Source organism: Sphingobium sp. Z007, from assembly GCF_900013425.1.
Lineage (GTDB): Bacteria > Pseudomonadota > Alphaproteobacteria > Sphingomonadales > Sphingomonadaceae > Sphingobium.
This window is the reverse complement of sequence record NZ_FBXK01000005.1, coordinates 2,273,930-2,300,344: the sequence shown is the minus strand read 5'-3', so window position 1 is coordinate 2,300,344 and position 26,415 is coordinate 2,273,930. Positions and strand designations below refer to the sequence as shown.

At 65.0% G+C, this 26,415-nt stretch carries 28 protein-coding genes; 19 read left to right on the top strand and 9 right to left on the bottom strand.

All coding sequences use genetic code 11. The features are described 5' to 3' along the window. Positions 1-103 precede the first annotated feature (103 nt). Positions 104-904 carry a transporter gene (locus tag CEQ44_RS19140; protein ID WP_088184836.1) on the top strand — a complete coding sequence of 267 codons (801 nt, stop codon included), beginning with the start codon at positions 104-106 and terminating at the stop codon, positions 902-904. 4 nt (positions 905-908) lie between these two features. Here CEQ44_RS19140 and CEQ44_RS19135 read toward each other — a convergent pair whose 3' ends face one another. After that, positions 909-2,045, bottom strand: coding sequence for a serine hydrolase (locus CEQ44_RS19135; RefSeq protein ID WP_088184819.1), 1,137 nt, complete (start codon positions 2,043-2,045; stop codon positions 909-911). A gap of 172 nt (positions 2,046-2,217) precedes the next feature. On the opposite strand from CEQ44_RS19135, the gene CEQ44_RS19130 reads away from it, so the two are divergent. After that, a complete protein-coding gene (locus tag CEQ44_RS19130) occupies positions 2,218-3,060 on the top strand; it encodes an alpha/beta fold hydrolase (RefSeq protein ID WP_088184820.1) in 843 nt (280 codons plus the stop codon). Positions 3,061-3,111: 51 nt separating this feature from the next. Here the strand turns inward: CEQ44_RS19130 and nadB are convergent, their stop codons facing one another. The 5 genes from nadB to purM all read right to left on the bottom strand — a co-directional run bounded on the left by nadB (position 3,112) and on the right by purM (position 8,254). Further along, positions 3,112-4,716 (bottom strand): L-aspartate oxidase, encoded by a 1,605-nt coding sequence (gene nadB, locus CEQ44_RS19125; protein WP_088184821.1) that lies wholly within the window; start codon positions 4,714-4,716, stop codon positions 3,112-3,114. Further along, a complete protein-coding gene (locus CEQ44_RS19120) occupies positions 4,716-5,153 on the bottom strand; it encodes a DUF559 domain-containing protein (protein ID WP_088184822.1) in 438 nt (145 codons plus the stop codon). Before CEQ44_RS19120 ends, nadB begins: the two co-directional genes overlap by 1 nt. Further along, on the bottom strand, positions 5,150-6,079 hold the full coding sequence (locus CEQ44_RS19115; RefSeq protein ID WP_088184823.1) for an ABC transporter ATP-binding protein: 930 nt from the start codon (positions 6,077-6,079) through the stop codon (positions 5,150-5,152). The genes CEQ44_RS19120 and CEQ44_RS19115 overlap by 4 nt, the downstream gene beginning before the upstream one ends. A 42-nt stretch (positions 6,080-6,121) precedes the next feature. Then, positions 6,122-7,072, bottom strand: a complete 951-nt coding sequence (purN, locus tag CEQ44_RS19110; protein ID WP_088184824.1) for a phosphoribosylglycinamide formyltransferase — start codon at positions 7,070-7,072, stop codon at positions 6,122-6,124. Positions 7,073-7,159: 87 nt separating this feature from the next. Continuing rightward, positions 7,160-8,254, bottom strand: a complete 1,095-nt coding sequence (gene purM / locus CEQ44_RS19105) for a phosphoribosylformylglycinamidine cyclo-ligase (RefSeq protein WP_088184825.1) — start codon at positions 8,252-8,254, stop codon at positions 7,160-7,162. Between the two features lie 91 nt (positions 8,255-8,345). Between purM and CEQ44_RS19100 the strand changes: the two genes are divergently transcribed. The 12 genes from CEQ44_RS19100 to CEQ44_RS19045 all read left to right on the top strand — a co-directional run bounded on the left by CEQ44_RS19100 (position 8,346) and on the right by CEQ44_RS19045 (position 19,420). After that, positions 8,346-9,611, top strand: coding sequence for a hypothetical protein (locus CEQ44_RS19100; protein WP_088184826.1), 1,266 nt, complete (start codon positions 8,346-8,348; stop codon positions 9,609-9,611). Then, positions 9,608-10,246, top strand: coding sequence for a chromosomal replication initiator DnaA (locus CEQ44_RS19095; protein ID WP_088184827.1), 639 nt, complete (start codon positions 9,608-9,610; stop codon positions 10,244-10,246). Before CEQ44_RS19100 ends, CEQ44_RS19095 begins: the two co-directional genes overlap by 4 nt. A 3-nt stretch (positions 10,247-10,249) precedes the next feature. Next, complete coding sequence (locus CEQ44_RS19090; protein WP_088184828.1) at positions 10,250-12,388, top strand: RNA degradosome polyphosphate kinase; 2,139 nt, start codon at positions 10,250-10,252, stop codon at positions 12,386-12,388. Next, positions 12,388-13,902 carry a Ppx/GppA family phosphatase gene (locus tag CEQ44_RS19085; protein ID WP_088184829.1) on the top strand — a complete coding sequence of 505 codons (1,515 nt, stop codon included), beginning with the start codon at positions 12,388-12,390 and terminating at the stop codon, positions 13,900-13,902. The genes CEQ44_RS19090 and CEQ44_RS19085 overlap by 1 nt, the downstream gene beginning before the upstream one ends. Positions 13,903-14,036: 134 nt before the next feature. Beyond that, a complete protein-coding gene (locus tag CEQ44_RS19080) occupies positions 14,037-14,711 on the top strand; it encodes a queuosine precursor transporter (protein WP_088189838.1) in 675 nt (224 codons plus the stop codon). Between the two features lie 303 nt (positions 14,712-15,014). After that, positions 15,015-15,932 carry an acetylglutamate kinase gene (gene argB, locus CEQ44_RS19075; RefSeq protein WP_088189837.1) on the top strand — a complete coding sequence of 306 codons (918 nt, stop codon included), beginning with the start codon at positions 15,015-15,017 and terminating at the stop codon, positions 15,930-15,932. 10 nt (positions 15,933-15,942) lie between these two features. After that, entirely contained in the window at positions 15,943-16,506 is a 564-nt protein-coding gene (locus CEQ44_RS19070; RefSeq protein WP_088185706.1) for a DUF1993 family protein, read from the top strand. Between the two features lie 104 nt (positions 16,507-16,610). Beyond that, positions 16,611-16,925 carry a YggT family protein gene (locus CEQ44_RS19065; RefSeq protein ID WP_254913647.1) on the top strand — a complete coding sequence of 105 codons (315 nt, stop codon included), beginning with the start codon at positions 16,611-16,613 and terminating at the stop codon, positions 16,923-16,925. Then, positions 16,868-17,263, top strand: a complete 396-nt coding sequence (locus CEQ44_RS19060; protein ID WP_254913656.1) for a DUF167 family protein — start codon at positions 16,868-16,870, stop codon at positions 17,261-17,263. The genes CEQ44_RS19065 and CEQ44_RS19060 overlap by 58 nt, the downstream gene beginning before the upstream one ends. Then, entirely contained in the window at positions 17,260-18,156 is an 897-nt protein-coding gene (gene folD / locus CEQ44_RS19055; protein ID WP_088185704.1) for a bifunctional methylenetetrahydrofolate dehydrogenase/methenyltetrahydrofolate cyclohydrolase FolD, read from the top strand. The genes CEQ44_RS19060 and folD overlap by 4 nt, the downstream gene beginning before the upstream one ends. Next, positions 18,153-18,806: a DUF4440 domain-containing protein gene (locus CEQ44_RS19050; protein WP_088185703.1), complete on the top strand. Its 654-nt coding sequence runs from the start codon at positions 18,153-18,155 to the stop codon at positions 18,804-18,806. Before folD ends, CEQ44_RS19050 begins: the two co-directional genes overlap by 4 nt. Then, positions 18,803-19,420: a MarC family protein gene (locus tag CEQ44_RS19045; protein ID WP_088189836.1), complete on the top strand. Its 618-nt coding sequence runs from the start codon at positions 18,803-18,805 to the stop codon at positions 19,418-19,420. Before CEQ44_RS19050 ends, CEQ44_RS19045 begins: the two co-directional genes overlap by 4 nt. A 96-nt stretch (positions 19,421-19,516) precedes the next feature. Here CEQ44_RS19045 and CEQ44_RS19040 read toward each other — a convergent pair whose 3' ends face one another. After that, positions 19,517-20,197, bottom strand: coding sequence for an OmpA family protein (locus CEQ44_RS19040; RefSeq protein ID WP_088189835.1), 681 nt, complete (start codon positions 20,195-20,197; stop codon positions 19,517-19,519). A 152-nt stretch (positions 20,198-20,349) separates the two neighbouring features. Between CEQ44_RS19040 and CEQ44_RS19035 the strand changes: the two genes are divergently transcribed. After that, positions 20,350-21,666: a hemolysin family protein gene (locus tag CEQ44_RS19035; RefSeq protein ID WP_088185648.1), complete on the top strand. Its 1,317-nt coding sequence runs from the start codon at positions 20,350-20,352 to the stop codon at positions 21,664-21,666. 33 nt (positions 21,667-21,699) lie between these two features. Here CEQ44_RS19035 and CEQ44_RS19030 read toward each other — a convergent pair whose 3' ends face one another. Together CEQ44_RS19030 and CEQ44_RS19025 are read right to left on the bottom strand one after the other, a co-directional pair. After that, positions 21,700-22,221 carry a nuclear transport factor 2 family protein gene (locus tag CEQ44_RS19030; protein WP_176401070.1) on the bottom strand — a complete coding sequence of 174 codons (522 nt, stop codon included), beginning with the start codon at positions 22,219-22,221 and terminating at the stop codon, positions 21,700-21,702. A gap of 183 nt (positions 22,222-22,404) precedes the next feature. Further along, positions 22,405-23,034 (bottom strand): cytochrome c family protein, encoded by a 630-nt coding sequence (locus CEQ44_RS19025; RefSeq protein WP_088183365.1) that lies wholly within the window; start codon positions 23,032-23,034, stop codon positions 22,405-22,407. A gap of 185 nt (positions 23,035-23,219) precedes the next feature. Here CEQ44_RS19025 and CEQ44_RS19020 point away from each other — a divergent pair, with 185 nt between their 5' ends. The 4 genes from CEQ44_RS19020 to CEQ44_RS19005 all read left to right on the top strand — a co-directional run bounded on the left by CEQ44_RS19020 (position 23,220) and on the right by CEQ44_RS19005 (position 26,380). Then, the gene (locus tag CEQ44_RS19020) at positions 23,220-24,110 is read left to right on the top strand and encodes a prephenate dehydratase (protein ID WP_088183393.1); all 891 of its coding nucleotides are present in this window, start codon (positions 23,220-23,222) and stop codon (positions 24,108-24,110) included. Positions 24,111-24,288: 178 nt separating this feature from the next. Beyond that, positions 24,289-25,017, top strand: coding sequence for a sterol desaturase family protein (locus tag CEQ44_RS19015; protein ID WP_088183366.1), 729 nt, complete (start codon positions 24,289-24,291; stop codon positions 25,015-25,017). A gap of 23 nt (positions 25,018-25,040) precedes the next feature. Next, the gene (locus CEQ44_RS19010; RefSeq protein WP_176400264.1) at positions 25,041-25,445 is read left to right on the top strand and encodes a DUF2141 domain-containing protein; all 405 of its coding nucleotides are present in this window, start codon (positions 25,041-25,043) and stop codon (positions 25,443-25,445) included. An 86-nt stretch (positions 25,446-25,531) separates the two neighbouring features. Further along, on the top strand, positions 25,532-26,380 hold the full coding sequence (locus CEQ44_RS19005; protein ID WP_088183367.1) for a MipA/OmpV family protein: 849 nt from the start codon (positions 25,532-25,534) through the stop codon (positions 26,378-26,380). Positions 26,381-26,415 lie beyond the last annotated feature (35 nt).

Genomic DNA, 26,415 nt, shown 5'->3' with positions numbered 1-26,415 from the left:
TTGCTCGCTGCAACGCCTCATTATTTCTGCATCATTTCCGATGGGACAGTGCATATAGCGTCGCGGTCAAGGGGAGACGATGATGCGAGTGGGGCAGCGGATGATGCGGATGATGGGGTTGGCGGGGGCCGTGTTGGTCTTTGCGCCGGGCATGGCGATGGCGCAGGAGGCGCGCGATCTGTGCGCCGACCGGCCGGGCCTGGGCACGCCAGCCTGCACCGTGGACCAAGGGCGCTTGGTGGTGGAACTGGGGCTGGGCGATTGGACCCGGCAGCAGGATGCGGCGAGCCGGACCGACACGATCCAGGCGGGCGACGCGCTGGTGCGGCTGGGACTGGGCGATCATCTGGAGGCGCAGATCGGCTGGACCGCCTATGGCCATGTGCGCATCCGCGATCGTCTGAGCGGTGCCGTCGAGAAGGATAAAGGGGTGGGCGACGTGCTGGTGGCGCTGCGCCGGAACCTGTCCAACCCCGATGGATCAGGCTTTTCGATCGCGATCATGCCCTATGTCTCCTTGCCGACGGGCGGATCGGCGATTGGGGATGGCGACTGGGGCGCGGGGCTGATCGTGCCGGTGAGTTTCGACCTGGGCGGCGGCTTTTCGCTGGGCCTGACACCGGAAATCGACGCGGCGGTCGATGGGGATCGTGATGGCCGCCATATCGCATATGGCAGCGTCGCAGGACTGGGCTTTACGCTCAGCGACAGCGTGTCGGGATCGATCGAGGCGCAGGTGACGCGCGACGAAGACCCGGACGGTCATGCCACCGAAGCGCTGGGCGGCCTGTCCTTCGCCTGGCAGCCGTCGGACGATGTGCAGGTCGATATCGGCGCCAATATCGGGCTGAACGCGGACAGCGCGGACAGCCAGGTCTATCTGGGCGTGGTGCGGCGCTTCTGATCGCTCAGCGCGTTTCGTGGTTCGCCGCGACCGCTTTGGCCACCGCCTGCATCAGCGCCCAGCGTTCCGGTATGCCGACGGTGGTCGATCCGATCATGACCGCCACGGCATAGCTGGCACCGTCGGGCGCGGTCATGATGCCGATATCGTTGAAACCGGTCGAACGGGGCGGCAGATCCTGACCGGTGCCGGTCTTGTGCAGATAGTGCCAGCCCGGCGGCACCCCGCCTTTGATCCGCTGCGGTCCGGTCTTCGCCTCCGCCATGATCGACAGCAACAGGCGGGAGGAAGCGGGGGAAAGCATCTGGTTCTGCTTGAGCTTCGCCAGCGCCTGGACGATCGAGGAAGGGGCCGCGCCGTCGGGTGGGCTGGCGAGATAATTGTCGAGCGCCTTCACCCGCACCGACATGGGCAATTTGTTGCGGGCGGCGTAGAAGTTGCGGCCGATGGAGTAATCCTGCCGCCAGTCCATCCCGGCGGTGGCTGATTGCAACAGCCGTTCGCCCGGCCCAAAGCGAATATCCTTGATCATACGCCGCGCCAGAAAGCTGCGCACCGCTTCCGGTCCGCCGACCGCGCGCAGCAGCGTGTCGTTGGCGGTATTGTCGCTCTGCGTCATCGCGCGGCGCATCAGGTCGGAATAGCTGGTGGTCCAGCCGCCCTCCTTGGCGACCAGCGCTGCGGTCGGCTGGTGGAACAGGGTCAGGTCGTTGCGGGTGATCGTGGTCGTATCGGTGATGCGCAATTTGCCGCGATCGACTGCGTCCAGAAAGGTCATCGCCACCCAAAGTTTGGACACGCTCTGCTGCGGGAACAGGGCGGTGCCGTTCCACGCCACGGTCCAGTCCGCGCCGATCCGGCGGACGGCGATGCCGACCTTGCCGTTGAAGCTCTGGCCCAGATTGCGCACGACACTGACGAGCGCCGGGGGCGGCGTTTCATTCCGGTCGATATCGCGATAGGGGAGGGGCGGATTGGCGACCTGACGGATCGGCCAAGTATTGGTGGTGGGTTGCGGCTTTTGCGGGGGCGCGGCGGCTGCCTGCGCCGCTGGCGGCTCTGGCGCGCTCACACAGGCCGACAGCGCCGCAATCAACAGGACCAGGCGCGCAGAACCGCGCCGGCTTTTAGGTAATGTCATTAGCGTCCCCGCACTCTCTTGGCGTCATAGGGGCGGGCGGCTGGTGGCCCGGCAAGACCCATGCGACGAATGATTCCACAAATGCGATGTAAGGAGGATGAACGATGCAACCGATTGATCGGATGCGACATCGCTCAGTTGCGGTTCAGGACCGGCCGGGCAAGAAGGCGGCATGATCGATATAAGAATGGACAGGCGCGCGCTGATGATAGGTGCGCTGGCTGTGGGTGGTGCGATGTGGAGTGGGGTGGCGCAGGCCGCGCCGTTCGTGTCGCGGCGGATCGCGTTGAATGTGCGGGGCGAGGGGCCCGATGTCGTCCTGATCCCCGGTCTGGCCAGTGGTCCGGGCATCTGGAACGGCGTGCTGGGTGGGGTGCCGGGCTATCGCTATCATCTGGTCCATGTGCGCGGTTTTGCGGGGCTGGCGGCGGAAGCCAATGCCAGCGGCGCGCTGGTCCAGCCGGTCGCCGACGAGATCGCCCGCTATATCGCCGCGGCCGGGCTGAAGCGGCCGGCAATTGTGGGGCATAGCATGGGCGGCACGCTGGCGATGCTGCTGGGCCTCAAAGGCCTGGCGCGGCGAGTGATGGTGGTCGACATGCTGCCCGCCGGGGCAGCGATGGTCGGCGGGACGGCCAGCGGCATGGGCTTTCTGGCCGACCAGTTGAGCGGTTATCTGACCGGCACGTTGGCGGGGCGGCGCTATCTGGCGCAGATGGTGGCGCAGACGCCGGGTGCCAAGGGCAGCGACCCCGATGTCATCGCCAATGCGCTGCGCGACCTGGCGAATATCGATCTGACGCCCCAATTGCCGCGGCTCGCCGCACCGTTGGAGGTCGTCTATGCGGTCGGCAGCGATGCCGAGCAGGCCGCCGCTATCACCAGCCGGTTCCGGACCGCCTATGCGCCGTGCAAAGCCGCTTTGCTCAAGCCGATCGGGCCGAGCGGTCATATGGTCATGGGCGACCAGCCGACGCGCTTCAATGCGGCGTTGAAGGCATTTCTGGCGGCGTGACATGGGTCGGATCATGTCCTGGAAAGCGACTGTAGGAAAGAGCCGTCGGCCTTAAGGCGCCAATACCGTGTCCACCGCCTGCGCCAAGGTTTCGGGATAGTCGAGTATATAGTGCAGGCCCCGGCTTTCCCTGCGATGGAGGGCGGAGCGGACAATCAGCCGGGCGACTTCGAGCAGGTTGCGCAGTTCGATGAGGTCGGGGGTGACTCGGAAATTGCCATAATAGTCGTCCACCTCCTGCGCCAGCAGGGTGACGCGATGCTGCGCGCGCTCCAGCCGCTTGGTGGTGCGGACGATGCCGACATAGTCCCACATGAAGCGACGGATTTCCTTCCAGTTGTGCTGGACGATGACTTCCTCGTCGCTGTTGGTAACGCGGCTTTCGTCCCACGGCCGAATTGGCGGGGGGGCGGGCAGATCGTCCCAATGCGCGCGGATATGCTTGGCCGCCGCTTCGCCGAAGACGAAACATTCGAGCAGCGAGTTGGAGGCGAGGCGGTTCGCTCCATGGAGGCCGCTCTCGCTGACTTCGCCCGCCGCATAGAGGCCCGGCAGGTCGGTGCGGCCGTCCAGGTCGATCACCACGCCGCCGCAGGTATAATGTTGCGCGGGGACGACCGGGATCGGCTCCTTCGTGATGTCGATGTCGAGATCCAGCAGCCGCGCGTAGATGGTCGGGAAGTGATGCCGCACGAAAGCGGGGTCTTTATGGCTGATGTCGAGATGGACATAGTCGAGGCCAAGCCGCTTGATCTCATGGTCGATGGCGCGGGCGACGATATCGCGCGGGGCCAGTTCCTCGCGCGGGTCGAAGCGGGGCATGAACCGCTCGCCGCCGCCCGGCACGCCGGGGGGGAGTTTCAGGTGTCCGCCTTCGCCGCGCACCGCTTCGGTAATCAGGAAATTCTTGATCTCCAGATTGTAGAGGCAGGTCGGGTGGAACTGGTTCATTTCCATGTTCGACACGCGGCACCCCGCGCGCCAGGCCATGGCGATGCCGTCGCCGGTCGCTCCCCTGGGCGCTGTCGAAAAGAGATAGGTGCGGCCCGCGCCGCCGGTGCACAGGATCGTCGCCCGGCCCAGCAGCGCGTCGACCCGCTTGGTCTTCTTGTTGAAGGCATAGACGCCCCAGACATGGCCGTCGCCTGAATAGCGTTCCCCATGCCGCGAGGTGATGAGGTCGATCGCGACCATATCCTCCATCAACGTGATGTTGGGATTGGCGCGCGCGGCCTTGAGCAGGGCGACCTGCACCGCATGGCCGGTGGCGTCATCGACATGGATGATGCGGCGGTGGCTGTGCCCGCCTTCGCGCGTCAGGTGCCAGCGCTCGCCAAACTCCTCGCCCCCGTTGAAGGGCACGCCGAGCGCAGCAAGACGATCGATGGCGGCGGGGGCTTCGGACACGACGAACTCGACCGTGGCGCGATCGTTGAGGCCCGCGCCTGCGACCATCGTATCTTCGACATGCGCCTCGAAACTGTCACCGGCGTCGAGTACGGCGGCAATGCCGCCTTGCGCCCAGTTGGTGGACCCGCCATCCAGCGCGCCCTTGGCCAGCACCAGCACCTTGCGATCCTGCGCAAGGTTGATGGCGGCCGTCAGCCCCGCCGCGCCGGAACCGATGATGATGACGTCATGGGTGGTGGTGGTCATTATTGTTCCTGCTCCCCTCCCGCTTGCGGGAGGGGCCGGGGGTGGGCCTGCGCAAGGGTGGCGATAATTCGCGACAGAACGCCGTCCAGGTGCCCCATCACATCTGCATTTGAAAAGCGCAAGATTGTGAACCCTTCCCTGCGGCAATATTTGTCCCGGCGCGCGTCATAGTCGGCGCTGAAGCCATGGCTATGGCCATCCAATTCAACAATCAATTTGGCTTCTCGGCAGAGGAAGTCAGCGGAATAGGGGCCGATAGGCATTTGGCGGCTAAACTTATGACCGTTTAATTGGCGGTTGCGCAGATGTTGCCACAGCAACCGTTCGGGTAGTGAGGCTTCATTCCTCAAAGATTTTGCGCGAGCGGTATCCCTTTGTTTGAAGGTTGGCGCTGGCCCACCCCCCAGCCCCCTCCCGCTTGCGGGAGGGGGAGTCACTCGGCCGCCGCCGTCAAATTCAGGAACACATCCTCCAAATCCGGGTCGCGGGTCACCACGTCCACGATCGCCAGCCCGCTAGCCTGCACGGCGCTGAGCACCTGGCCGGCATTGGCGCGGTCCTTCATATAGGTGATGGTCAGGGTGCGGTCGTCCGACAGGTCTATTTTCTCGAAACAGGGGGCGTCGGGGATCATCGTCACGTCGCGATCCACCGTGACCTGAACGACCTTTTCCTGCGCCATCGCCAGCAATTCGCGGGTCGGCTTGTCGGTGATGAGCTGGCCATGGTTGATGATGCCGATGCGGTCGCACAATTGCTCGGCTTCTTCCAGATAATGGGTGGTCAGCACAATCGTCACGCCCAGGGCGTTCAATTCGCGGACATATTCCCAAAGCTGCTGGCGCAATTGCACGTCCACGCCCGCAGTCGGTTCGTCCAGCACCAGGATCGGCGGGCTGTGCACCATCGCCTTGGCCACCAGCAGGCGGCGCTTCATGCCCCCCGACAGCGTGCGGGCATAGGCATGGGCCTTGTCGTCCAGATGCACCGCGCGCAGCAATTCCATCGTGCGGCGGCGGTCCTTGGGCACCCCGTAGAAGCCGGCGGTGTTTTCCAGCGTCTCGAACGGGGTGAAGAAGGGATCGAAGACAATTTCCTGCGGCACGATGCCGATCGAGTTTTTCGCGTTGCGGGGGTGGGCGTCGATGTCGAAGCCCCAGATGCTGACGTCGCCTGCGCTCTTGTTCACCATGCCCGCCAGAATGTTGATCGTGGTCGATTTGCCCGCGCCGTTGGGGCCAAGCAGGCCGTAGATCTGGCCGCGCGGGATCGACAGGTTGATGCCGTCAAGCGCGCGCTTGCCGCCCTTATAGACTTTGGTGAGGTTGCGGATTTCGATCGCGGGGGCTGGGCTGTCGGTCATGGCTCAACTCTATGGGGATCGAACCGGGCAAAAGGAAGAGGATCAAAAGTCTTCCGCGATTTCCATGAGGCCCAGCAGCGTCTTGGGCGCGATCTGGCGCCAGCTGGCGCGGAGGCGGTCCGCGATATGGTCCCAGTCGGTGTCACCCAGGTCGAGGCGGATGCCGACCCAGTCGGCCCCGAAATAGGCGGGGCGGTAATAGCGGTCCGGGTCGGCTTCCATCAGGGTCGCCTGTTCTTCCGGCGCGGTGGTTTTGACGAGGATGGCGATGATGCCGTCGCCATGATGGTCGCGGGTGAAGTAGGCAAATTTCTTGCCCTTCACGATGCCGAAGCACGGCATGCCGTGCGAGACGATCTCGTCCGCCTGCGGCAGGGCGAGCGCTGTTTCGCGCACCTTGTTCAGCAGCCAGTCGGGCTGGCGGTCGCGGGTGACGAAGGCGGCGAGGGTGCGGGAATAGAGCTGATGTTCGGCGATCAGGATGCGGGCGGCGAGGCTATCCGCGCTATCGCCGGGCAGGATCGCCACCGGGGTCTGGCCCAGCACCGGACCATCGTCCAATTCGGCGGTGACGATATGGACCGAGCAGCCGGCATGGCTGTCGCCCGCGTCGATCGCGCGCTGGTGAGTGTCGAGGCCCTTATATTTGGGCAACAGGCTGGGGTGGATGTTGAGCATCCGGCCGTCCCATGCCGATACGAATTCGGGCGAGAGCAGGCGCATGTAACCGGCGAGGGCGACATAGTGTGCGCCCGCGGCGCGGAGTTGCGCGTCGATGATCTGGTCGAATTCGGCGCGCTTGAGGCCTTTATGGCTCTGGCCAAAGGTCGCGATACCCTCTGCGGCGGCGAGGGTCAGGCCGGGGGCTTGCGGATCGTTGGCGGCGACCAGGACGATCTCATAGGGGCAGTCGTCCGCCTTCGCCGCGTAGAGCAGGGCCGCCATGTTGGAGCCGCGGCCGGAAATCAGGACGCCGACTTTTGCTTTGTGCATAACAACTTCCGTTCGGTTCGGGCGAAGTCGAGAACCCTGGCGCGACCGTTTCTCGACTTCGCTCGAAACGAACGGAGGGTGGACATGTTAGCCCAGATGCGTCGCCGACCAGTCGGCCTTGGCGCTCCAGGTTTCGGTGGAGCCGCGCACGGTGCAGCCCTTGTCCCCCGCCTGGACTTCGCCGATGCGGAAGGCGGTTTCGCCCGCATCCTCCAGCGCCTTGGTGACGGCGGCGACATGGGCTTCGTCCACGGCCAGCACCATGCCGACGCCGCAGTTGAAGGTGCGCGCCATTTCCGCCGGTTCGATATGGCCCTGCGCCTGGAGGAAGGCCATCAGGCGCGGCTGTTCCCAGGCGTCGGCGTCGACCGTAGCATGGCAGTCGTCGGGCAGGACGCGGGGGATATTTTCCAGCAGGCCGCCCCCGGTGATGTGGGCGAGCGCGTGGATCATGCCGGCGCGGACCAGCGGCAGCAGGCTTTTCACGTAAATTTTGGTCGGCGCCATCAGCGCGTCGATCAGCAGCAGGTCCTGATCGAAGATCGCCGGGCGATCGAGCCGCCATCCCTTGTCGGCGGCGAGGCGACGGACCAGCGAAAAGCCGTTTGAGTGGACGCCGGAGGAGGCGAGGCCGATCAGGACGTCGCCGGGCTTGACGCGATTGCCGGTCAGAACCTTCGTCCGTTCGACCGCACCGACGCAGAAGCCGGCCAGGTCATAGTCGCCATCGGCGTACATGCCGGGCATCTCGGCGGTTTCGCCGCCGATCAGCGCGCAGCCGGCCATGCGGCAGCCCTGCGCGATGCCGGCGATGACGCGCTCGGCGACGCCGCTCTCCAGCTTGCCGGTGGCGTAATAGTCGAGGAAGAAGAGGGGTTCGGCGCCCTGGACGATCAGGTCGTTGGCGCACATGGCGACCAGGTCGATGCCCACGCCATCATGGCGGTCATGGTCGATCGCGAGTTTCAGCTTGGTGCCGACGCCGTCATTGGCGGCAACCAGCAGGGGATCATCAAAGCCCGCGGCCTTGAGGTCGAAAAAGCCGCCAAAGCCGCCCAGTTCGGCGTCGGCGCCGGGGCGGCGGGTGGCCTTGGCCAGGGGCGCGATGGCGCGGACAAGGGCGTTGCCCGCGGCGATGTCGACGCCGGCCTTGGCGTAGCTATAGGATTCGTTCTCGCTCATGGGGACGGCCCGTAGAGCAAGCGGCGCGAAAACGGAAGGTCGCTTGGGTTCACGCTTGGCATGTCGGGCAATTGTCGCCAAAAGGGCGCGCGTGAGCCTGAGCCAGACCATTTCCCGCCCCGCAGCCCTGTTGCGCCTGCTCTCGCGGCCGGTCCAGATCGCGATCGCCATCGCGCTGGGCCTCGCCGCCGCGGCGCTGTTCGCGCAGATGGAGGGGGAGCGCGGGGTGCCGCCGATCGCCAGCGGCGGCGATTTCGAGGTGCGCGGGGTCAAGGTCGATGTGTTCGCCAGGGATGCCGATACGGCCCGCTATGCCGGATGGCGCATGGCGCAGCGGCAGGCCTGGCGGATGCTGTGGACCCGCACCCATGGCGGCGGCGGCGCGCCGGCCCTGTCCGATTCGCAGCTAGAAGCGATGATTTCGGGCATCGAGATCGAGTATGAGCAGGCCGGGCCGACGCGCTATGTCGCGACACTGGGCATATTGTTCGACCGGGCGCGGACGGGCGCGCTGCTGGGCGTGTCGGGCAATGTGATGCGATCGCCGCCTTTGCTGGTGATTCCGGTGCTGTGGGACGGCGGATCGGCCGTGTCCTATGAGCGTACCAATGAATGGCAGAAGGCCTGGGCGCGATATCGCACCGGCGACAGCGCGATCGATTATGTGCGGGTGGCGGGATCGATTGCCGATCCCATCCTGCTTAACGCCGGCCAGACCGGGCGGCGCGGGCGGCTTTGGTGGCGCGTACTGCTCGACCAATATGGCGCGGCCGACGTGGTGATCCCGATCGCGCGGCTGGACCGCGCCTATCCCGGCGGGCCAGTGACCGGCACCTTCACCGCGCGCTATGGTCCCGACAACAGCCTGATCGGCAGCGTGACGCTGCGCGCGTCGAACGACAGCGGCCTGGCCAAGATGCTGGACGAAGGCGCGCGCCGGATCGACGAACTCTATATCCGGGCGCTCAACGATGGCCGTTTGCGGCCCGACCCGTCGCTGATCATCGAGGAGCCGGTCGATCCGGCCGCGCTGGAGATCGAGAATGCGACAGAGGCGCCGGTCGAGGCGGTGGAATTGCCGGGCGTAGTCACGACTGGCACGAGCTTCTCTATCCAGTTCGACACGCCCGATGTCGGATCGATCGGTGCGGGCGAATCCACGGTGCGGTCGATCCCCGGCGTGCGGGTCGCCAATACCAGCAGCCTGGCGCTGGGGGGCACGTCGGTGATGCAGGTGACGTTCGACGGCACGGCCGACATGCTGCGCGCGGGATTGCAGGCGCGGGGGTATAATGTGGCGGTCTCCGGCACGACGTTGCGGATCACGCGGCGACAGGCGTCCCCGCCCCCGCAATGAGCCAGATCAGCCTGCCCTTCGAATGGCATGGGGGGCCAAATGATGGCGACTTTCTGGTCAGCGACGCCAATGCGCAGGCTGTCGCGCATCTGGAACGCTGGCGCGAATGGCCGCTGTCGGTGAGCGTGCTGATCGGCCCGCCGCGGTCCGGCCGATCGACGCTGGCGCGCCATTTCGCGCGGATGAGCGGCGGCGACATCATTGATGATGCGCAAGGGCAGGATGAGCATCGGCTGTTCCATGCCTGGAACGCGGCGCAGACCGAACGGCGGCCATTGCTGATGGTGGGGAATGCGCCGCCGGCGACCTGGACCGTGGCGCTGCCCGATCTGCGATCGCGGCTGGCGGCCGCGCCCCATGTCGCGATAAACGAGCCGGACGAGGCGCTGGCCCGCGCGCTGATCGAGCGAGCGTTCGACACCGCAGGCGCAAGCTATGCCGCCGACCTGCCCGAATGGCTGGTGCGCCGGGTCGAACGCAGCTATGGCGCCATTGCCGCGGTCACGCGTCTGCTGGATCAGGCCGCATTGTCATCTGGACGCAAGATTTCTGTCGCACTGGCGAAAGAGGCTCTGCAATCCGCAGGCTTTCTGCCTATAGTCCCGCCCGATCCCCCCCCTCTGCAACGCGAGTAATCCGTGGCCGAAGCCGATCCCTCCGCCAGCCTGGCGCTGCCCAGCGACCGTTATTTCAACCGCGAGCTGTCCTGGCTGGCGTTCAACCAGCGCGTGCTGGAGGAGGCGATGAATCGCGCCCATCCGCTGCTGGAGCGGCTGCGCTTCCTGTCGATATCCGGCGCGAACATGGATGAATTCTTCTCCGTCCGGGTCGCGGGGCTGAAGGGGCAGCAGTTGCAGGATGTCGACCTGCGCTCCGCCGACGGGCTGACCCCTGCACAGCAACTCGGCGCGATCAGCGAGGAAAGCACCCGGCTGATGCTGGCGCAGCAGAAGGTGTGGGGCGCGGTGCATGACGAACTGGCGCAGGTGGGCATCGAGGTGATCGGGCCAAGCAGCGAAATGGACGAAGCCTGCGACCAGTGGCTGCGCGAGCATTTCCTGACGCAGATTTTCCCGATCCTGACGCCCCAGGCGCTGGACCCGGCGCATCCCTTTCCCTTCATCCCCAATCAGGGGCTGTCGATCATCTTCGACCTGGAGCGATTGTCGGACAAGCAGCCGATTCGCGAACTGGTGATGATCCCGCCGACGCTGGCGCGGTTCGTGCGGATTCCGGGCGATCTGGCGCGCTACATGGCGCTGGAGGCGGTGATCCGGCGCTTTTCGGCGGACCTGTTCCCCGGCTATCGCGTCCGCAACAGCGGCGTGTTCCGCATCATCCGCGACAGCGACATCGAAATCGAAGAAGAAGCCGAAGATCTAGTCCGCCATTTCCGCAGCGCGATCAAGCGGCGGCGGCGCGGCCGGGTGATCCGCATGGAGATTGAGGAGCGCATCCCCGCACCGGTCGAGGAGATGTTGCAGGACATGCTCCAGGGCCATGAGGCGGTGGTGGTCGAGGTCGAGGGGTTTGTCGGCATAAGCGACCTGTCCGGCATCGTAGATGCCGACCGGCCCGATTTGAAGTTCGAACCCTATGTGCCGCGCTTCCCCGAACGTATCCGCGAATATGGCGGCGATTGCTTCGCCGCGATCCGCGCCAAGGACATCGTCGTTCATCATCCCTATGAGGCGTTCGACGTCGTCGTATCCTTCTTGAAACAGGCGGCGATCGACCCGGATGTGGTGGCGATCAAGCAGACGCTGTATCGCGCGGGCAAGCAGTCGGCGATCATCCGCGCGCTGATCGACGCGGCGGAGGCGGGCAAGTCGGTGACCGCGGTGGTCGAGTTGAAGGCGCGGTTCGACGAGGAGCAGAACCTCATGTGGGCCGACGCGCTGGAGCGGGCGGGCGTGCAGGTGGTCTATGGCTTTATCGACTGGAAGACCCACGCCAAGATTTCCATGGTAATCCGTCGCGAGGGCGAGCAGTTTCGCAGCTACTGCCATTTCGGGACGGGCAATTATCACCCGATTACGGCGCGGATTTATACCGACCTCAGCTTCTTCACGGCCGACCCGGCCTATAGCCGCGACGCCGCCGCGCTGTTCAACTACATCACCGGCTATGTCGAGCCGGAGCGGCTGGAGAAGCTGGTCATGTCGCCGCGCGATCTACGCGATACGCTGTGCCGCCTGATCGACGCGGAAATCGACCATGCCCGCGCCGGGCGGCCGGGCAATATCTGGGCGAAGATGAACAGCGTGGTCGATCCGGCGATCATCGAGAAGCTGTATGCGGCAAGCAATGCGGGGGTGCAGATCGACCTGATCGTGCGCGGCATATGCTGCCTGCGGCCTGGCGTGCCTGGCATGTCGGAGAATATCCGGGTCAAGTCGATCGTCGGGCGCTTTCTGGAGCATAGCCGCATCGCGGTGTTCGGCAACGGCAAGGCGCTGCCCAATAATGGGGCGAAGGTGTTCATCAGCTCGGCCGACTGGATGCAGCGCAATTTCGACCGGCGGGTCGAGTTCATGGCGCCGATCGAGAATCCGACGGTGCATGACCAGATATTGGACCAGGTGATGGTCGCCAACCTGATCGACAGCGAACAGAGCTGGTCGCTCGACAGCGAGGGCCAGTATACCCGGCTGGACGCGGGTGAGAAGCCGTTCAACCTGCACCGTTATTTTATGACCAACCCGTCGCTGTCCGGGCGCGGCGCGGCGCTGGACAATGAAGCGGTGCCGACATTGCGCCTGCGTGGGCGCGCCTGATGAATTCGATGCTCAGCCGCGTGCGCGCCGCCGCCGAAAGCATGGCGACGTCCCCGCAACCGGCGCATGCGCGCACCGCGATCATCGACATTGGGTCGAACAGCGTGCGCCTGGTCATCTATGACGGGCCGCGCCGTATCCCCTTCACCCTGTTCAATGAGAAGGTGATGGCGGGACTGGGCGCGTCGCTGGCCAGGACGGGCGCGATCGAGCCGGAGGCGATGGACCGGGGGCTGCGCGCCGTAAGCCGCTTTGCCCATCTGTGCCGGGCGATGAAGGTGAGCGAGATACGCTGCGTCGCCACCGCCGCGGTGCGCGATGCGACCAATGGGCCAGAGTTCATCGCGCGCGCCAAGGCTATGGGCCTGACCGTGGAACTGCTGACCGGGGCGCAGGAGGCGATCGGCGCGGCGATGGGGGTGCTGTCGGGCATTCCCGATGCGGACGGGATCGTCGGCGATCTGGGCGGCGGCAGCCTGGAGCTGGCGCGGATTCGGGGCGGGGTGGTGGAGCAGACGATTTCGCTGCCGCTGGGCGTTCTGCGCCTGCCGCAAATCCGGGCCAAGGGGCCGCGGATGCTGGAGCGGATCGTGGTCAAGATGCTGGAGAAGGCGGGATGGACGCCGGAGCCGGACCTGCCCTTTTACCTGGTCGGCGGGTCTTGGCGCGCGCTGGCGCGGTTCGACATGCAGTTGACCAGCTTTCCGCTGCCGGTCGTCCACCAATATGAGATGACGGCGGCGCGGGCCGAGCAACTGACCCGGATCGTCAGCCATGTCGACCGGACGCGGTTGAAGCAGATCCCGGCGATGACGGGATCGCGCGTGCCGACGCTGCCCGATGCAGCCGCCTTGCTGTCCGTCGTGGTGCGGCAGTTGAAGGCGAGCCGACTGGTCGTGTCGGCCTATGGCCTGCGCGAAGGGCTGCTCTATGAGGCTTTGCCCGAAGATATCCGGGCGGATGATCCGCTGCTGGTCGCGGCGGAGGCGGAAGGGGAGGCGCAGGCGCGCTTTCGCGGCCACGGCGACCGGATCGACAAATGGATCGCCCCCTTGTTTGCCGATGACGATGCCGCAGCGCGGCGCATCCGCCGGGCCGCCTGCCTGCTGGCCGATGTGGGATGGCGCGCGAACCCCGATTTCCGGGCCGAACGGGGTGTCGAGATTGCGCTGCACAGCAATTGGGTGGGGATCACCGCGCCGGAGCGGGGGATGCTAGCGCAGGCGCTCTACAGCCATTTTGGCGGGGGCATGAGTTGTCCCCCGGGTGTTGAGATGCTGGCGCCGCCCGAAGCGCTGCACCGGGCGGCGCTGTGGGGGCTGGCCATCCGTTTGGCCCAGCGCCTGTCCGGCGGCGTCGAAGGGCCGCTGGCGGTGTCGCAACTGAGCCGGACCGAGGGGCAGATCGAATTGCAACTGCGCGACGGGGACGCCGACCTTTATGGCGAGACGGTCGAGCGGCGGTTGCGCAACCTGGCGCAGGCGATGGGGGTTAAATATCGGTTGTTGCGGTGAGGGCGCTCCCCCTCTTCCAACTTCGCCTAGCCGCTATGCGGCGAGGCTGCGTATCCTTCTCTCCCGCGGGGAGAAGAAAGGGGCAGCCGCTAGCAACTCTTCCCCCATTGCATGAATCCCGGTAAGGGCGGCCGATGACTGCTTTGCCCGCGCCCATCAGCCGTTCGCTCTTCGCTTTCTCGATCTTCTATGGCGGGATGGTCTGCATCGCCGGCGTGCTGGGCAACAAGCAGGTGGCGTTGGGGCCGCTGGCGGGGATCGGGCCGATGGTGGGCTTAGGACCGCTGGCGGTGGAGGCGGGGATTTTCGCTTTCCTGTTGCTGGTCACCATTTCCAGTGCGGTGGCGGAACTCCATGGCCGCGCCGTCGCCAATCGGCTGGTGCAGATCGGTTTCCTGCCGCTGATCGCGTCGATCCTGTTGTCGATCGTCGTGCTGGCGGCGCCGGCGGCGGGCGACATGGACCCTAAGCGGGCAGAAGCCTTTGCCATGATGATGGGTGGGACGCCGCGTATCTGGCTGGGCGGGATCATCGCCTATGGCATTTCACAGACGTTGAACGTGACCCTGTTCGCGATGTTGAAAGGGCGGGAGGGCGCGCGCCTGTTGTGGCTGCGGGCGGCGGTCGCCAGCATACTGTCGCAGATCGTGGATACGCTGCTGTTCGTGACGATCGCCTTTTACGGGGTGTTCCCGATCGGCGAATTGCTGCTGGGGCAGATGCTGGCCAAGGTGCTGTTGTCGGCCATATTGGTGCCGCCGGTCATCTATCTGCTGGTGGCGCTGGGGCGGCGGCTGGATCGCAACTGAGACAAGGAGTGCGACAGTTGTGAGCGGGTTGCGATTATCGTTAGTTGGCGAACTAACTATATGAAGTTGGGGCGTATGATGCGGCGATGGGGAGAGCCTGCTGACGTCAGGGCGATCCAGCCTGTTCCGTTCGTTTCGAGCGAAGTCGAGAAACATGGGCGTGGCGCTATCGACTTCTCGACTTCGCTCGAAGCGAACGGGATAATGTAAAGTCACCCCTCGTCAGCGTGAGACTGGGCTCCTGCCTTCGCAGGAGCACGGTGGGAGTGTGCGCAAACCTTGCGGCGGGCTGCATATGGCCTTATGCGCCCGCGCATGAACAGCAAGCACGCCCCCGATCCCGCGCTCCTGGCGAAGGCCGAAACCCTGGTCGAGGCGCTGCCCTATATGCAGCGTTATGCGGGCAAGACCTTCGTTGTGAAATATGGCGGCCATGCGATGGGCGATCCCGAAGCGGCGCGCGATTTCGCCGAGGATGTCGTGCTGATGAAAGCGGTGGGCATCAATGTCGTCGTCGTCCACGGCGGCGGGCCGCAGATCGGTGCGATGCTGAAGAAGCTGGGCGTCGAATCGCAGTTCGTGGGCGGCTTACGGGTGACCGATGCGGAAACCGCCAAGATCGCCGAAATGGTGCTGGCCGGATCGATCAACAAGGAAATCGTCGGCTGGATCGCAGGCGCAGGCGGGCGCGCGGTCGGCATTTCAGGTAAGGATGGGGGCCTGGTCCTGTGTGAAAAGGTCGGCGGCCGGCGCGAGGCGGACCCCAATTCGGGGATCGAGCGCAATGTCGACCTAGGCTTTGTCGGCGATCCGGTGTCGGTCGATCGGCGCATATTGGATACGCTGGCGCAGGCGGGCATCATCCCGGTCGTCGCGCCGGTGGGCATCGGCGTGGATGGCCATACCTATAATGTGAACGCCGACACGATGGCGGGCGCGATCGCAGCCGAACTCAACGCGTCGCGCTTCTTCCTGCTGACCGATGTTGCGGGCGTGCTGGACAAGCAGGGGCAGTTGCTGAGCGACCTCGATCCCGCGGCGATCGCCGTGCTGCAACAGGACGGCACGATCAGCGGCGGGATGATCCCCAAGCTGGAAACCTGCGTCCGCGCGGTCGAGGGCGGGGTGGACGCCGCGGTCATATTGGATGGCCGGGTGCCGCACGCGATGCTGCTGGAAATTTTCACCGACCAGGGTGCTGGTACGCTGGTGCGGAAATAAGGAACGCCCGATGACACTGACCTCTCTGATCGTCCCGGCCTATAGCCAGATGTTGGGCACGCTGTCGGGCTGGCTGGACAAGGCGCAGGCGCAATTGCCCGCCGGACAGGCGGAGGCGTTGCTGTCGGCGCGGCTGGCCCCGGACATGTATCCGCTGGCGACGCAGATCCGCTTTGCCTGCGTGCAGGCGCATGAGGCGGTCTATCGGTTGCAGGGGGAGGCGTTTCCCGCCTCGCTGGACGTGCTGCTGAACGAGGGGCGCGAGGCGGGGGAGCGGCCCGGTTCGATTGCGGACGCGAAGGCGCGGATCGGCGAGGCCATCGCGCTGTTGGAGAGCCTGTCGGCCGATGCGCTGGATATGGTTGAAGGCGCGCCGGTCGAACATGCGCTGCCCAATGGCATCATCCTGGACCTGACCGCGGAGCAATATGCGCGCGACTGGACACTGTCGCAATTTTATTTCCACCTGATGATCGCCTATGCGATCCTGCGGGCGCAGGGGGTGGCGCTGGGCAAGGCGGACTATGTCGCCCATATGTTCGGCCATATCCGGCCGGGGACGATGCCGGGCTGACCTGTCGTTGGTAGAATAAGCATCGCGCGCCGCTTGTGGCGGGATGCCCCCGCCGCTAGATATGCCATCACATTCGCGGCAGCGCAGCATGGAAGGCCGGTAGCTTGTTGGAACTTCTCAACGCCCTGAACGGCATCGTCTATATTGTGCTGGAGGCGGTCTGGTGGATCATCATCGTGCAGGCGGTGTTGAGCTGGCTGATTGCGTTCAACGTCATCAATACGTCGAACGAATATGTCCGCAACGGCCTCTATGCGCTCGATCGGATGACCGAGCCGCTCTATCGCCCGGTGCGCAAGGTGTTGCCCGATCTGGGCGCGCTGGATCTGTCGCCGATGGTGGTGTTGCTGGCGGTGATCATATTGCAAGGGCCGGTGCGCGAAAATCTGTTCGCGGCGCTGATGCGGGCCGCGGCCTGAATCCTGTCTGCCCGCATCCTGTATGGACGGTAGCGGGCGACGACCTGCTGATCGCCGTTCGGCTGACGCCGGGTGCGGCGCGGGACGATATCGGCGGGTATTGGGTTGATGAGCGCGGCGCGCGCTGGCTGTCCGCGCGAGTCCGGGCCGTGCCGGAAAAGGGCAAGGCTAATGGCGCGTTGATCGCGCTGCTGTCGAAACGGCTGGATTGGCCCAAGGGGGCGATTTTGCTGGAATCGGGCGACACCAACCGGCTAAAGCGGTTGCGGATTATTGGCGGGGGCGCGGCGTTGGCGCGCCTGACCGCCCTTCTCGACACATGGGTAGAATTGACATGACCATCGGCAAGCTCATCGACGGCAAGGCGTTCGCCGCCACCCTGCGCGACAAGGTGGGCGAAGGCGTTGCGGGCTTTGTCGAAGCGACCGGGCGCAAGCCGGGGCTGGCCGTGGTGCTGGTGGGCGAAGACCCGGCGAGCAGCGTCTATGTCCGGTCCAAGGGCAAGATGACGATCGCAGCGGGCATGGAAAGTTTCGAGTTCAAGCGGCCCGACAGCATCGGCGAGGAGGATCTGCTCGACCTGATCGAGGAGTTGAACCAGGACGACCGGGTGGACGGCATATTGGTGCAGTTGCCGCTGCCCGCGCATATCGACGAGGCCGCCGTGATCGGCGCGATCGATCCGGCCAAGGATGTGGACGGGTTTCATGTCGTCAATTCGGGCAAGCTGGCGACGGGGCAGGAGGCATTGGTGCCGTGCACGCCGCTGGGCTGCATCATGTTGTTGAAGGACGAGCTGGGCGACCTCAGTGGTCTGGAGGCCGTGGTCGTGGGCCGCTCCAATATCGTGGGCAAGCCGATGGCGGCGCTGTTACTCGCCGAAAGCTGCACCGTGACGATCGCGCATAGCCGCACCCGCGACCTGGCGAGCGTGGTGCATCGCGCCGACATCGTGGTGGCCGCCGTGGGGCGGGCCGAGATGGTGAAGGGCGAATGGATCAAGCCGGGCGCGACCGTGATCGATGTCGGCATCAACCGGGTCGCCGATACCGAGGAAGAGGGTAAGAGCCGGATCGTGGGCGATGTCGCCACCGCCGAGGCGCTGGCCCATGTCCGCGCGATTACGCCGGTGCCGGGCGGCGTCGGGCCGATGACGATCGCCGTGCTGTTGCGCAACACGCTGGTCGCGGCCCATGCGCGGGCGGGGCTGGGCAAGCCGGAGGGGTTGTGAGGGCGCGGCTGGCGCTGCTGGCTTTGGGGGCGGCGGCTTTGGTCGCTGCCAAACCGCCTTTGCGGTTCCAGCCCGATCCCAGCAGCGTGATCGCGGCGGAGATCGCGTTTAATCGGCTGGCGCAGCAAAAGGGACAGTGGACCGCTTTTGCCGAGACGGCGGCCGATGACGCGGTGATGTTCGTGCCGCAGAGGGTGTTGGCGAAGGATTGGCTGAAAAAACAGGCTAATCCGGCCGTTTCGGTCAGCTGGTCGCCGTCCATCGTCTATGTATCGTGCGACGGCAATCTGGCGGCGAGTAGCGGCAACTGGACGCAGCCGGACGGGACGGTCGGCTATTTCACCACCATCTGGCGCCGCGACAAGAAGGGGCGCTGGCAGTGGATATTGGACCATGGCGATACCCTGGCCACGCCTCGCGCGACGCCGGAGTTTATGAGCGGCAAGGTTGCCACCTGCAAGCGCGGACCGGATGGTCCGCCGCCGCCGCCAGCGCCGGGCAAGAAGGGTGACATGCCGCCGCCGCCCGACGAGAGCTTGGTCTGGAACGCGGATGGCGCGACCGACGGCAGCCGACAGGTGACAGTGCGGATGTGGACTGGCGCGGCCTATGAGACGGTGATCGACGACAGGGTAAAGGCGGGATCATGATCGAATTGTTCATCTCCGCCTTCATCACCCTGTTCGTGGTGATCGATCCGCCCGGCTGCGCGCCGATCTATGCCAGCCTGACCAATGGCGCGAGCCATGCGCAGCGCCGGTCGATGGCGATCCGGGCGGTGGGCATTGCCGCGGCGATCCTGTTCGTCTTCGCTTTGTGGGGCAAGCAATTGCTCGGCACGTTGGGCATCGCGCTCGACAGTTTTCGGATCGCGGGCGGGATCATGCTGTTCCTGATCGCGATGGACATGGTGTTCGAGAAGCGCACGGAACGGCGCGAGGATCGGGCGCAGAAGATCGTGGAAACGCCGGAAATCGAGGATGTTTCGGTCTTTCCGATGGCGATGCCGATGATCGCGGGGCCGGGGTCGATCGCCACCGTCATGTTGCTGATGTCGCGGGCCGACGGTTTGTCGGAGCGGATGGTGGTGCTGGGCGCGGTGCTGGTGACGTTGCTGCTGATGCTGGGATCGCTGCTGGCGGCCGGGCCGCTGATGGCGTTGCTGGGGCGCAAGATCGAGGCGGTTATTACGCGGCTGCTGGGCGTGTTGCTCGCCGCGCTGGCAGCGCAGTTTGTCATCGACGGGTTGAAGGCGAGTTTTTGAGGGTCGGGGGTGGTTGCCCACCCCGCTGCGACTAATCTCGCCTACGGCTCGCTAAGTCTCCCCTCCCGCAAGCGGGAGGGGAGGAGCTTTTGCGGTTTAGCCCTTCACGTCGGCTTCCGTCACCGGGGCGATCTTGATTTCGACGCGGCGGTTGGAGGCCTTGCCTTCTTCGGTCGCGTTCGAGGCGATCGGCTGGGTCTCGCCAAAGCCGCGGGTGCCGATGCGGGCGGACTGGACGCCCTTGCTTGCCAGATAGCTGGCGACCGATTGCGCGCGGCGTTCGGACAGGGTCTGGTTATAGGCGTCGGCACCGTCGCTGTCGGTATGGCCATATACGTCGATATAGGTTTTGGGATATTGCGACAGGACCGAGGCGACGTCGTTCAGCGTCGGCTGGAACTGCGGCTGCACGTCCGCTTTGTTATAGGCGAAGGTGATGCCGGACGGCATGCGCAGCAGCAGATTGTCGCCGTCGCGAATCACGTCCACGCCGCTGCCGGCGGTTTCTTCGCGCAGCTTGCGTTCCTGGGCGTCCATATAGGCGCCGATGCCCGCGCCCGCGACCGCGCCAATGCCTGCGCCCAGGATCTTTTCGGTGCGGTCGTTGCGGCCGCCGACCAGATCGCCCAGCAGATAACCGCCCAGCGCGCCGCCGATGCCGCCGATCGCCGCCTTCGAAATGCTGCGCTGACCCGTGTTCGGATCGGTGGTGCAGGCTGTGGTGGCGAGCATGGCGGCCAGCCCCGCGGCGCCGATGATGCGGTGAGAAATCCTCATGATCCTGTTCCCTTGTCTTCTCGCGCTCCTTTAGGAGCGACTGCCCCCATAATGGGCGAGTATGACGTTTGTTCCACATGCGAACTGAACGGATAATGAGGGGGATGTTGTGAAATTGAAAGATTAGTGGTTATAGGAGGTAGTTGACCACCATGGCCACGATCCCCCTCCATAATCCGACGCCCTTTCCCTGGGCCGATCTTGTCATCATCCTGGCGCTCGTTGCCTTGAATGGTGTCTTTGCGATGTCCGAACTGGCCATCGTGTCGGCGCGCAAGCCGCGGCTGCAGGGGCTGGAGAAGGCCGGGCGCAAGGGCGCGACCACGGCGCTGGCGCTGGCCAGCGATCCGGGCAAGTTCCTGTCCACCGTGCAGATCGGCATCACCCTGATCGGCATCGGCACGGGCGCCTATTCGGGCGCGAGCCTGGGCGGGCCGGTGGGCGAACGGATGCAGATGCTGGGCCTGGCGCCCAATCTGGCGGAAAATGCGGGGTTTGCGCTAGTCATCGGGCTGACCACCTACGCCTCGCTGATCGTGGGCGAGCTGGTGCCCAAGCAGTTCGCGTTGCGTGCGCCCGAACCGATCGCGGTGGTGATGGCGACGCCGATGCTGTGGCTGTCGAAGATCACCGCGCCGATCGTGTGGATATTGGACGGGTCGAGCAGCCTGATCTTCAAGCTGTTGCGGCTGGACCGCGAATCGGAAAGCCATGTCACGGCCGAAGAACTGCACCTGATCGTCGCGGAGGCGAGCAAGTCGGGCGTGATCGAGGAGAGCGAACGGGCGATCATATCGGGCGTCGTGCGGCTGGCCGACCGGCCGGTGCGCGAGGTGATGACGCAACGGATGGACGTCGACTGGATCGACATCGCCGCCGACGATGCGACGATTCGCGCCAAGCTGCTCGACACGCCGCATACCCGCCTGCCGGTGGGGCGCGGGTCGGTGGAGGATATTATCGGCATCGTCCAGGCCCGCGACATCATGACCGCGCTGTTCCGGGGCGAATCCCTGAACGTCGGGGCGCTGATGCGCCGGGCCGACGTGGTGCCGGATCAGGTCGATGCCATGGACGCGCTGGAAGTGCTGCGCCGGTCCGACGTGCCCATGGTGATGGTCCATGACGAATATGGCCATTTCGAGGGGATCGTGACGCCGGCGGACCTACTGTCGGCGATTGCGGGCCATTTCGCGTCGGACCGCTACGCCTATGACGAGCCGGACATGGTCGAGCGCGAGGACGGCAGCCTGCTGGTGTCGGGGCAGATGCCGATCGACCAGCTGGCCGAACGGATCGGCATCGACCTGTCCGAAGACCGCGACTATGCGACGGTGGCGGGCCATGCGCTGTGGCTGCTCAAGCGGTTGCCGGAAGTGGGCGACTTTATCGACGACCAGGGATGGCGGTTCGAGATCGTTGATATGGACGGGCGCAAGATCGACAAGCTGCTGGTGGCGGAGCGCTGAGGCCTGCGCGCCGCAGGGCGGGATCGACTAGGTTTAAGGCGTGATCGGTGGCGGCTGTAGCGAGTAGTGCGCATGCACCAGCCGCCATCCATGCTGGCCCGTTCGCACATATAGCTGGCTTTCGCGGCCACCCCGCGTGTGAAGTTCCTTGCCGCTGGTCATCGTGCCGTCGAAATCCCAGATGAACTGCGCGACCGCCGCGTTGCCAAAAATCTGTATTGTGGGTTTAGCGACCAGGCGAAGATCCCGCCTGGTGAATTTATCGCGGAAAAACGAGTGGACAGCGCCGTTGATCGCGGGCCAACCCTTATGCAGGCCGGTGGTGTTGATGAAGGTGATGTCGCTGCTGTCATCCCAGAGCATTTTGGCCGCCTCGACGTCGCCGCTGTTGATCGACGCGATGTAGCGATCGATCTGGCCTGCAACAGCCGTCTGCGCCCGTGAAGCCGGGCGCGCGTCCGCCAGGCTGGATGATGGGTCGCGGGCTGTGGCCTGAGCGGGAAAGGTCGGCGTCAGGCATAGGACGCCCAATATGATCCGCAAGCGCATAGTCATCATCATACTCCCTGCCAGCCGCGAACCGCACCGCCACGACTTATAGCCAATCAGTATGCCGCGCCTTTGCCAGCGCACCTAGATGACGCAATTCTTACGTTCGCTATAATGACCAAAGCGCCCAAACGATAAAGGGCGCGGCAATCGGCGCCGCGCCCTTTATCGTTTGCTTATCAGCGCCGCTTATTCGCTGGCGTTGGTCGCGTTCGCCGCGGGGGCTTCCGTCGCATTGGCGGCGTTGCCGGCTTCGGCGGCGTTCGCGCCTTCCGCAGCGGCAGGGGCGGCGTCGGCGGCGGGGAGAGGGAGGTTGGACCCCTGTGTGTTTAGCCAGGCGATGAGGTTGGCGCGGTCGGCAGGGTTGCCGAGGCCGGCGAAGGTCATCTTTGTGCCGGGCGCGAATTCACGCGGGCTTTTCAGCCAGGCATCGAGATTGTCGAACGACCAGTTGCCGCCCTTGCTCTTGAGCGCGTCGGAGAAGGCGAAGCCGGCCTTGCCGACCGCGATCGCTTCGCCGACGGTGCCGTAGAGGTTGGGACCGATGCCGTTGGCGCCGCCCTGGTTCACGGTGTGGCAGGCGGCACATTTGGCGAACACCTTCTCACCGGCCGCGAGGTCCGCGCTGGCGAGCAGGGTGTTGAGGCCGGGGCCGCTGTCGCCGCCGCCTTCGCCCTCGGCTTCGACGCCTTCGATCGCATAGCCCATCTTTTCGGGCCGTTCGTCATGGAAATATTTGGAGCTGACGATCGAACCGCCAAGCGCGATGATCCCCGCAAACAAAGCCCAGCCCGCCACGGTATTGAAACGATCGCCCATTTCGCTCGATTTCCCTTGCGCTTCTGTTCTGGCGGCTATCTTCCGCGCCCCCTCTTGTGCGCTGCCATAATGGCGGACACGCCACCATGCAAGCCGGGTTGGCACGGTAAATCGCCCTTCGCGTGCGAGGACGTCCTGCCCATGCTTGCGTGGGGGCGGGCGAAACCCTAAGCGCGCAGCCAGTCATGGAAAATTATCCCGCCCCCGCCCGCGCGATCGTCGCGCAGCTCGCGCAAAAGGCCGCCGCCGACCCGGCGCGTGCCGTCGCCTATCAGGGCGCGCCCGGCGCCAATTCGCATCTGGCCGCCCTGGGCTATGCGCCCGATTGCGTGCCGCTGCCCTGTTTCGCGTTCGAGGATGCGATCGATGCGGTGCGGAATGGGCTGGCGGCGCGGGCGATCATCCCGATCGAAAACAGCCTGCACGGGCGGGTGGCAGACATGCATTTCCTGCTGCCCGAATCGGGGCTGCACATCGTCGACGAATATTTCCTGCGCATCCGCCATTGCCTGATGGCGCCGGACGACAGCCCGGTGAAGAGCGCGATCAGCCATCCGCAGGCGCTGGGCCAGTGCCGCCATTATCTGCGCGAACGCGGCATCCAGCCGGTCGCCTATGCCGATACGGCGGGCGCGGCGGCGCTGGTGGCGGAAACCCGGCTGCCGGGCGAAGGGGCGATCGCGCCCTATCTGGCGGCGGAACTGTACGGCCTGCGCCTCATCGCCGAGAATATCGAGGATAGCGACGACAATATGACGCGATTCCTGGTGCTGGCGCAGGAGGGCAAGATGCCGGTCGCGAATGTCGGGCCGGTGATGACGACATTCCTGTTCGAGGTGAAGAATGTGCCCGCCGCGCTTTACAAGGCGATGGGCGGCTTTGCGACCAACGGGGTCAATATGACCAAGCTGGAAAGCTATCAGCGCGGCGCGAGTTTCGCCGCGACGGAGTTTTTCTGCGATATCGAGGGGATGCCGGGCGACCCGGCGGTCGATCGGGCGCTCGCGGAACTGGAGTTCCATACCAAATGGGTGCGGCAGTTGGGGAGTTATCGCCAGGCGCGGCCGCGAACATAGGGTCGGCCGATATTCCGCCCATATGGGCCTGCAAGGCGCGCTTTTCTGCGTTCCGGTGCTCACGTACTTTAAGTACGCTGCGCTCCGTTACTCGAAAATCACGCTTTTCGGCTCCATCTGGACGAAATCTCGACCAACCCTATTCGTCACCTATCAATAAGTCTGTATAGCGCACCCCATGGTCGCAGCCATCCTCCTGTCCGCTCTGGCGATGAGCGTCATTGTTGGCGTGCGCTATCTGCTGGCGAGTGGCGGGTTTGCGCTGGCGACGCGGATTCGCCAGCCGGGGCTATATCGCGGGCTGGAAAAGCAGATGGGGCGGGAGATTGGCTGGTCGCTGGCGTCCGCGCTGATCTATGGCGTGCCCGCGGGCGTGGTCGCATGGGGCTGGCAGGAACGGGGCTGGACGCGCATCTATAGCGACGTGCACGCCTTTCCGCTGTGGTGGCTGCCGGTGTCGGTGCTGCTGTATCTCGCCGCGCACGATACGTGGTTTTACTGGACGCATCGCTGGATGCACCGGCCCAAGCTGTTCCGCATCGCCCATGCGGTGCATCATGCCAGCCGACCGCCGACCGCCTGGGCGGCGATGAGCTTTCATCCCTGGGAGGCGCTGACCGGGGCGGTGGTGATCCCGGCTCTGGTGTTCCTGATCCCCATTCATGTCGGCGCGCTGGGATGCGTGCTGACGATCATGACGGTCATGGGCGTGAGCAACCATATGGGGTGGGAGATGTTTCCACGCTGGCTGGTGCGCGGGCCGATGGGCGGGTGGTTGATTACGGCGACCCATCATCAGCGGCATCACGACCAGTATAACTGTAATTACGGGCTGTATTTCCGCGTCTGGGATCGCCTGTGCGGCACCGACAAGGGCTTGGGTGAATTCAAGAAGATGCGCGCGTGAAGCTGTTAGGAGGGCTGGTTATCATGGCCATGGCTGGAACGACGGCGGCGGCGGGCCAGGGGCAGCCATTGAGCGTGACGTTGGAAGGCCTGCGGTCCGACAAGGGGCAGATATTGGTGTGCATAACCCGATCCGCCGACCATTTCCCCGATTGCACCGATGACCCGGACAAGCGCCATTTCACCGTGGCGGTGAAAAGGGGGCCGATCCCACTGGGCACATTGCCGCCGGGCAATTATGCGATCGCCATCGTTCATGATGAAAATGGCAATGGCAAGCTGGACACTTTTGCCGGCATCCCGCGCGAGGGGGTGGGCTTTTCGGGCAATCCGGTGCTCAGATTCGGCGCGCCGCGCTTTGCGTCGGCCAGCTTTCGGGTCGCGGGTGCGCCGGTGGAGCAGGTGATCCGGCTCAAATATTTCCTGTGAAACACCCCGTTCGACCTTGGGGCGGGAACCGGTGACCGTCTCAAAACATTCTACGGCCCATAAGCATCTTGAGGAACGGGGCCATCATGCATTTTTTCCGCAGCCGACTGGCCGCGACACTCGTCGCGGCTCTGCCCCTTTTCGCGCCCGCGATGGCGCAGGAAGAAGAGCAGCACAGCACGCTCACGATCGGCGTGGGCGGCGCGGCAATCCCCAGCTATGAAGGGTCCGATTCCTATCGCGTGATGCCGATCGCGCAGGCGCGCGGCAAGGTGCATGATTACTCCTTCTGGACGCGGGGGACGACACTTTACTTCGACGCGATCCCCGATCCGATCGGCACCGGCATTAATATTGAGGTTGGTCCCGTGGTCAATGTCCGCATGGACCGCACCAGCCGCAAGGGCATCAAGGATGACGCCGTGCGGGCGCTGGGCAAGCGCGACATGGCGGTGGAGGTCGGCGGGTTCGTCGGCGTCAGCAAGACCGGGATCATCACCAGCGATTACGACAATCTGTCGGCGCGAGTCGCCGTTACTAAGGATGTGGCGGGTGCGCATGACAGCATGGTCATCACGCCGACGATCGAATATTTCACGCCTTTGTCAGTGACGACCTTTGTCGGCTTGAGCGCGTCGGCCGATTATGTCGGCAAGAAATATGGCCGTTACTATTTCGATATCTCGCCGCAGGACAGCTTGGCGAGCGGGCTGGATGTGTATGACCGCGCGGGGCGAGGGTCAGGCTTCAAGCGGATGAGTTTCAACCTGACGGCCGGCAAGTCGCTGTCGGGCGACCTGCGCAAGGGCTGGGCCATATTCGGCCTGGCGGGCTATGCGCGGGTGCTGGGCAAATATGGCGATTCGCCGATCGTGGCGGACGTGGGGTCGCGCAACCAGTGGGTCGGCGCAGTCGGCGTGGGTTATACTTTTTGAGCGCCTGACGGCGCTGCGCCGCATCGCGCCGCACC